Raw genomic sequence first — 8,218 nt, forward strand, 5'->3', positions numbered from 1 at the left:
CTATAATAGTCCTAAGATCATAAACTTAAATAACCATTTAAAACTATAATAAATAGTTTTAATCGCTCAAGAACTTTTCTACTACTCTATAACACTAAAATTAATTCTATAAACTTGGAATTACAAATTAGAACACTAATAAATTAATGTTCAATCCTCGTTAAGCTAACAAATATTTTCTACATTGAGCAAATAAAAACTCATAAACGGTTTTATATAAAATCACCGACGGAGTTTTTAAATCTATATGTTTTTTATAGTTCCAATCATAAATCAAAAAACTGCTTTTTAACTAATACTTTATTAATAGAGTTACTGGCTGGTTGTATAATTTTTATTGCATTTATCCACTTGGCTTAACATTAGTAATTTTGCTGTTTTGAAAACACTTTTTTGATTTTTTATTACCATCAACACCTATACTCACGTTTTGACGAAAACTGATATTTTCCTTTTAAACCATATAAAATTTCAAAGACATAGATGGATCATAATAAAATATCCAATTCTTTATAAAGGTTAAACAAAGCAATCTTATATTGCATATATTATGATATAAAATACTATTGAAGCGATTGTTTTTCTTTAATAAGGACCTTAAAGCATTTCAATAGCCTCTAATAACGTTTCAACCTCATTTTGTTTTGTTGACCAATTTGTGCAATAACGCATAACATGCAATTGTTCAAGAGAATCCCAATAAACAAAACCAAAATGCTTAGCGAAAAAATCAGCGTGCTTAGGAGTTAAAATAGGAAACTGCTGATTAGTACCAGATCGTCCAAAAAAACGAATCTTTTTTTGTTCAAACGCCGCACGTATATCCAAAGCGTAACGCACTGCATTCTGGCAAATTTTTTGATAAAGATTATTTTCAAATAACGTACTAAATTGAATACCAAGCAGTCGACCTTTGGCAAGAAGCCCCCCATGTTGTTTTATCATTGCACGAAAATTAGATTGTAAAGCTTTGTTCACAATTACAACGGCCTCACCAAAAAGTGCCCCGCACTTCGTGCCACCGATATAAAATACATCTGTAAGTTCTGCTAAATCGGTTAACTCTATATCGCATATTTCTCGATTGAGAGCATAACCTAATCGCGCACCATCGATAAAAAGAAAAAGCTGATAACGACGGCAAACCCTAGAAATCGCCTGTAATTCTTTTTTACTATACAGTATACCCAACTCACTAGGATGTGAAATATAAACCATAGCTGGTTGCACGATATGTTCTTTAAATGTACTTTTTATATAATAATTTTCCATAAAATTTTGTATTTGTTCTGCATAACATATTCCATCCCCAGTGGGTAAAGTCAAAACTTTATGTCCAGTCGCCTCAATAGCACCCGTTTCATGCACAGCAATATGCCCCGAATGAGCAGCAATTACCCCTTGATACGGCCGTAACATACTGTCAATAACCGTAGCATTTGTTTGCGTGCCGCCAACTAAGAAATGAATATCTGCGTCATCGTTTTTAATTGCTTGCTTTATGCGTTTCTTTGCTTGATCACAATATGAATCAAGACCATAACCTGCTGTGATTTCCAAATTAGTTTCAATTATTTTTTTTAGAATATCTGGATGGCATCCTGTTTGATAGTCATTGCTAAATTTTGTCATAATGATTTCTTTACGTTATGTTACTTAAAACCGTTGGATAATTTTAACTATTTAATTCCTATAAAACGTATTATATAAATCAAAAAGTTAATAAATATATCGTTACAGATTGTTACTTTAAATCCCTCCATTCCCTTCCAATAAATCCCTTTCTATTTTTTTTAATCATAATCTAAAATCAAATTTTCTACTCACTGAACCAGTATGGATTTTATTTTTAAACTGTTTTTTAATTATTAAACTTGCTAGCAATGCCATACAAATTGCAGTTGATTTCACAAACCATTAATTATTTATTATTATCTACGTTGTACATACAAAAATTTTTTTAAAATCAATCCGAATTTATATGCTCCATAATATAACGATGACGCCATTTGCAAGGGGTAACGCCTATTTTTTTTGAAAAACTTGGCGGAAATACCCAACGTCACCAAAACCACATTGCAATGCAACTTCACAAATTGAATAATATTTGGACAACAACAATTTTTGTGCCTTTATCAAACGCTGATGTCGTATAGCCTCTGTAATGGTTATATGAAAAGTTCGATGATAAATACGTCCCAAATAATCAGCATTGCATTTAAGTTGCTGGGCTAATTTTGACGTAGAAAGGTTTAAATGATATTGTGTCAAGATTAATTGACGAGCTTTCCAAGCTAATGCAGCACTTAAAAAAGAATCTGAAACGGTTTTATAATTGTCTGTGTCTAAATGTTGAAAAATCAATAATAAAATAAATTCAAGGGATCGGCTTCGTTTTGTTTGGTTTTGATTATTTAAATATTGATGAGCAATATTTTCCTGTTCAGCTAAAAATTGTCTAAACAATGAAAGCATGTATTGAAAATTCGAAACTTTTTTATACTGAGGAAATGATAAAGTGGATTCAGAAAATTGTCGATCAACAATTTGATCACTTTGAAGTTCAAAATGAATCCAATAAAATTTCAAATCGGACGAAAACTTTCCAATTCCTGTGTGCCAACGTTGAGGCCATAATAACAAACTTTCCCCTACGCCAATGTCAAAACGTACGTTTTCTTCCTGAATGGCTAGTTTACCACTTTCCACAAAAACCAGCTCCCAAGAATTAAGCCTGCGCTTAGGATGACTGCCTACTCCTCGTGAAATAAATAAACCCCCATTTTGCACTCTAATTGGTAATTTTATGTTCAAATTTAACATAAAAAGTAGATTCCTGTTTTTGTTCTTTTCGTGATTATTCTACATACAAATTAGGAATTAGGTTATTTTAAATACTTATATTCACAACAACGTTATAAGTCGGAATCACGACTATTTTATACTTTTTTCTTCTCTTGTTAAATTTGCAGTCTCCCTACAAATTAAAATGGTATTTTGTAACAGCTTGTAATTAAAAAAATATTCAATTTTCATAAGATTTTAATTTTGAAGAGTCGTTCATGACTTCTATTCCTCTTTTTAATAAAATCGTTACTAAGCCCATAGTTAACAACAAACTTACCGTCCTAGAAAAAATTGGATATGGTCTAGGAGATGCTGGCGGTACGGTTATTACCTGTTTAATTACAAGTTTTTTAACCTTTTACTACACGGATGTATTTGGACTAACGCCGACCACTGTCGGAACCTTATTCATGATAATACGAATTTTTGACGCCATCTCTGATCCTGTTATGGGAGCTATTGTCGATCGCACTCAAAGTCGCTGGGGACGCTTTCGACCTTGGCAACTATGGATTGCTGTACCGATTGGTGTTGTTGGCTTTTTAACCTTTACGGTACCAAACACTACGATAAACGTTAAGATTCTTTGGGCTTTTGCAACATATTTCATGCTTTCTATCAGTTATACCGCGATTAATGTACCTTATTGTGCGTTAATTAATGCAATGACCAGCCGTCACCAAGAAGTAGTTTCTTGTCAATCTTGGCGCTTTATCTTGTGCGGGATTGCAGGATTTATTGTTTCTGTTGGATTGCCTTGGTCAGTCCAAAAAACAGTTCCTGGAAATCCTGCACAAGGTTATCAAATAGGTGTCGGCTTATTATGTATCATAGCCACTCTTATGTTTTTATGCTGTTTCTCTTTGGTACGCGAACGAATTCCTCTTAATCTTATGGGGAAATTTTCTTTGAAAGATCATCTAAAGGCACTCCGTAAAAATGATCAATTGTTGCTTATGCTATTGATGTCATTTTTATTAATCAATGTCTTTAATATTCGAGGCGGTGGATACATGTATTTCATTCTTTATTCAATGCATGGCAATACTGCCTATACAACTTTATTTTTTGCCACGGTGACGTTTGCTTCCATTCTGGGCGCTATTATTATAAATCCTCTTTCTCGACGTTTCGATACCGTACAGCTCTATTATTACACCAATTTGGTTTTAGCGGTTTTGGCTATTGGAATGTGGTTTATTCCTACTGGACTTACATTACAAAACATATGGTTGATGATTATTTTGGCTAACAATATTATCTTAGGTTTTACTTTACCGCTTCATTTTGCCCTAATGGCTTTTGCAGATGATTACGGGGAATGGAAAACAGGAATTCGTTCCTCAGGAATGAATTTTGCATTCAATTTATTTTGTATAAAACTGGCTTGGGCATCCAGTGCTGTACTTATTAGTGGTGTTTTTATTCCAGTCTCCTATCATCCTGGATACAAAAACCAGACTTCTCTTTCCCTACATGGAATTAAAGCTTTCGAAAGCCTTTTGCCTGCCTTTTTTCACTTATTATTAGCAATTTCAGTTCGATGGTGTCGATTGGACAATTCTATGTTGTCACGTATATCGCAAAATCTTCGTCAACGCCATCTCTGATAACAATATGAGAACCATTATGATTCATTCTTCAAGTATGGAAGTAGATTTAACGCAGCTAACTATTGAAGATCCGTTTTTTAGGCAATACCAACAACTGATTAGGGATATTGTCATTCCCTATCAGTGGGAAGCTTTGAACGACCGTATTCCAGAAGCCGAAGCAAGTCATGCCATCGAAAATTTCCGTATCGCTGCAGGCCAAGTGCAAGGAAAATTCTATGGAATGGTTTTTCAGGATAGCGATGTAGCCAAATGGATTGAAGCGGTTGCATATTCTCTATGTGAAAAGCACGATGAGGCACTCCTAAAAATCGCAGAGGAAGTTATTGAACTTATCGCTGCAGCGCAATGTGAAGATGGGTATTTAAATACTTATTTTACCGTCAAATGTCCTAAAGAACGATGGACTAATCTGGCTGAATGCCATGAACTTTACTGTGCAGGGCATATGATAGAGGCAGGGGTTGCTTTTTTCCAAGCGACAGGGAAACGTAGATTACTAGACGTTGTATGCCGTTTAGCGGATCATATTCATCGCCTTTTTGGTCCAAAAGAAGATCAACTTCATGGCTACCCAGGGCATCCAGAAATAGAATTGGCACTAATACGTCTATACGAAGTTACAGAAAACCGTTGCTATATGAATTTAGCCAACTATTTCATAGAGCAACGTGGCACCCTTCCCCATTTTTATGACCTTGAATATAAAAAGCGAGATGAAAAATTTCATTCAAACGCTCACGGTCCAGCATGGATGATTAAAAACAAAGCTTACAGTCAAGCACACGTACCTCTGTCAGAACAACAGAGGGCTGTCGGCCATGCGGTACGATTTGTATATTTATTGACGGGAACAGCCCACCTCGCGCGACTAAATAAAGACGAAGCAAAACGTCAGACTTGCCTACGTCTTTGGGAGAATATGGTTCAAAAACAGCTATTTATTACCGGCGCAATAGGGTCTCAGAGCTGGGGCGAATCGTTTAGTTCAGACTATGATTTACCAAGCGATACCGCTTATGCAGAAAGTTGTGCTTCGGTAGGATTGATAATGTTTGCACGGCGAATGTTAGAGATGGAGTGCGATAGCCACTATGCGGATATTATGGAACGCGCGCTTTATAACACCGTATTGGGAGGAATGGCACTAGATGGCAAACACTTTTTTTATGTAAATCCGTTAGAAGTTCATCCCAAAACGTTGCCCTTTAATCATATGTATGATCATGTCAAACCAACACGACAACGTTGGTTCGGATGTGCCTGTTGCCCACCTAATATTGCCAGATTAATCAGCGCTATCGGTTATTATATTTATACTTTAAAACCCGATGCGCTTTACATTCATCTTTATATTGGAAATACAGTTGAAATACCGATAGGAAAACAAAAATTAATTCTTCGCATTCAGGGCAATTATCCTTGGAGCGGACGTATAAAAATGACTGTTCTTTCATCAACTCCTATTTTCCATACGCTAGCCCTTCGTGTGCCAGACTGGTGCGACAGCACACAATTACACCTCAATCACAAATTAAGTAACGGAGCTATCAACAAAGGATATTTGCATATTTCTCATAAATGGCAAAAGGGAGACTGCCTTACTTTAAATCTTTCCATGCCTATTCGTAAAGTTTACGCAAATTCTCTGGTACGTCAATTAGCGCGTAAAGTTGCTTTGCAACGAGGTCCTTTAATATATTGCTTGGAAGAAATGGATAATGGTGTAGAGTTACACAATTTAACCTTGCCCCAAACAAGCAAGATGAATGTCATTAAAGGGCAAGGTCTATTTGAACACCAAATTTTAATCGAAGCTGAAGGCTATCGCTATACGCAGAACAATCCAGAACAGTCAGCTTTATACCATTATGATCACTTACCAACAGCCAAACATCCTCAGAAACTTACGTTTATTCCTTGGTTCAGTTGGGCAAATCGCGATATTGGAGAGACGCGTATTTGGATTAATGAAGAATAAATCAAAATTTTATTATAAAAACAGATTTAAAGATGGATGTATAGACATTTTGCAGTTCTATAAAGCTTAAAAAATTTTCATTTTTAACAAGGTACGTTCAATCTATGGTTTTTTGGATTTTATTATTACCGCTTCAGGGTAGTTCTTAATAATTTTATCAAAAAGCAATAAGGTTTTATTAACGGGGTTAAGACAGGTACTTAGAGAGGAGCTGCATTTATCGGAGCTTTAAAAACAAGTTGCAATGCATTAAAATTAAAGAACATATTTATACGTTTTGTAAATTGCTTTAGGAACTTTAACCATATTATCTATAGAAAAGCCTACTACTAAAAATATTAGTAATAAAAAACTGTCTTAACAAAGCTATAGAAAAAACATCACTAAAGAATATGAATCTTTAGTTTTTTCTTTTCCCAGATTGTGTAGGATCTTTTTTTATTGGTAAAGGCAGAAGGATCCGATCCATCAATACGATATCAATTGGATTAACAGCCAGTATATATTTCACACTGTTTTATTAATTTTAAACATAGCGATCATTCAAAAAATCTATACCAATATGGTAAAATTAGACTTCCCTTCAGCATTAAAACATTTTCAACGCAATAAAGAATGAAACAAAAACGACAAGGGTAACGGAATAGTAGATGAATTTTAAAATTAAATAAGGGTACGACTTAATGCGTCTACCGCAAGAATTGCGTACGCCACATCTTGGCCATTAAGATTGGCATTAAGATTCTTTAACGTATCATTATGGCTATTCGCAAGATTTCCAATTTTTACCAAATCGTGCCACGACACACTTTCAAGATGCAATTCCTTTAAAGTTGTAGGCATTTTTATAGAACGATAAAAGCGAATATATTTAGCCATTACTTCATCGGGTCGCTGCTCAAGTATAAGTTGTGTCAAGGTGCCATAAGCGACTTTCTCCCCATGCGTTAAATGATGAATTTCACCACTAATTGCTGTAAAGCCATTATGAATAGCATGAGCGCCTGCCAATCCAGCGTTTTCAAACCCTAACCCTGAAAGAAGCGTATTGGCTTCAATAACGGCCTCTACGGCTGGTGTAACCACATGACTTGCTACCGCTTCGTAAGCACTTTTACCCCAGGTTAGCAGGGTTTTTTCGCAGGCTTTTGCAATAGCCATCGCTGCAATAGTGGGAGATCCACCTACCATAGACTTAGAATGGGTTCTTTTTACAGCCATCGCTTCAATATGTGTGGCCAATCCATCAGCTATACCAGAAGCAAACAAACGTACCGGTGCTTTGACGCAAATCTCAGGATCAATCAACACCAAGTCGGGATTTCTGTTATAAAATCTGTATTTTTCGAACACACCCTCCTCACTGTAAATTACCGATAGAGCGCTACAAGGGGCATCTGTTGAAGCTATAGTAGGGACTATAATAACCGGTTGTTTTAATTCATCTGCCACCGCTTTTACCGTATCCAAAGTTTTTCCACCGCCTAATCCCATTACAGTAAAGGTTTTATAGGTTCGTGCCAATTCAGCCAAACGTCGAATTTCATTATCAGAACTCTCTCCCTTAAAACATTCGTATTTAAATTCAATACGCGACTGTTTTAATGTGGTGCTTACCGATCCCTCAACAATATCCCATACCCGATTATCTGCAACGACAAAAACAGAGTGTCCAAGTTCAGCGATGTATTCTCCTAATTCCTTTATAGCGCCCACGGCTTGAACATATTTTTTAGGAGATGAATATATAAATTTAACAATTAGCCTCTCCCTAATC

General features: G+C 35.6%; 5 protein-coding genes. 2 read left to right on the plus strand and 3 right to left on the minus strand.

The window, feature by feature from the left end; all coding sequences use genetic code 11:
- Positions 1 to 597: 597 nt before the first annotated feature.
- Entirely contained in the window at positions 598 to 1,632 is a 1,035-nt protein-coding gene (locus AABE15_RS04880; RefSeq protein WP_338330163.1) for an aminotransferase class V-fold PLP-dependent enzyme, read from the minus strand.
- A 393-nt stretch (positions 1,633 to 2,025) separates the two neighbouring features.
- The gene (locus tag AABE15_RS04885) at positions 2,026 to 2,823 is read right to left on the minus strand and encodes an AraC family transcriptional regulator (RefSeq protein WP_338330164.1); all 798 of its coding nucleotides are present in this window, start codon (positions 2,821 to 2,823) and stop codon (positions 2,026 to 2,028) included.
- Between the two features lie 239 nt (positions 2,824 to 3,062).
- Between AABE15_RS04885 and AABE15_RS04890 the strand changes: the two genes are divergently transcribed.
- Together AABE15_RS04890 and AABE15_RS04895 are read left to right on the plus strand one after the other, a co-directional pair.
- Positions 3,063 to 4,457 (plus strand): MFS transporter, encoded by a 1,395-nt coding sequence (locus AABE15_RS04890; protein ID WP_338330165.1) that lies wholly within the window; start codon positions 3,063 to 3,065, stop codon positions 4,455 to 4,457.
- Positions 4,458 to 4,476: 19 nt separating this feature from the next.
- On the plus strand, positions 4,477 to 6,441 hold the full coding sequence (locus tag AABE15_RS04895; protein WP_338330166.1) for a beta-L-arabinofuranosidase domain-containing protein: 1,965 nt from the start codon (positions 4,477 to 4,479) through the stop codon (positions 6,439 to 6,441).
- A 663-nt stretch (positions 6,442 to 7,104) separates the two neighbouring features.
- Here the strand turns inward: AABE15_RS04895 and AABE15_RS04900 are convergent.
- On the minus strand, positions 7,105 to 8,218 hold a 1,114-nt coding region (locus AABE15_RS04900), incomplete at its 5' end, for a glycerol dehydrogenase (RefSeq protein WP_338330167.1).

Source organism: Commensalibacter sp. Nvir, assembly GCF_963921845.1.
Lineage (GTDB): Bacteria > Pseudomonadota > Alphaproteobacteria > Acetobacterales > Acetobacteraceae > Commensalibacter.

Bases quoted from the DNA above. Each gene is read 5' to 3' on its own strand.
- AABE15_RS04880 (WP_338330163.1), bottom strand. From the start codon at position 1,632: ATGACAAAATTTAGCAATGACTATCAAACAGGATGCCATCCAGATATT.
- AABE15_RS04885 (WP_338330164.1), bottom strand. From the start codon at position 2,823: ATGTTAAATTTGAACATAAAATTACCAATTAGAGTGCAAAATGGGGGT.
- AABE15_RS04890 (WP_338330165.1), top strand. From the start codon at position 3,063: ATGACTTCTATTCCTCTTTTTAATAAAATCGTTACTAAGCCCATAGTT.
- AABE15_RS04895 (WP_338330166.1), top strand. From the start codon at position 4,477: ATGATTCATTCTTCAAGTATGGAAGTAGATTTAACGCAGCTAACTATT.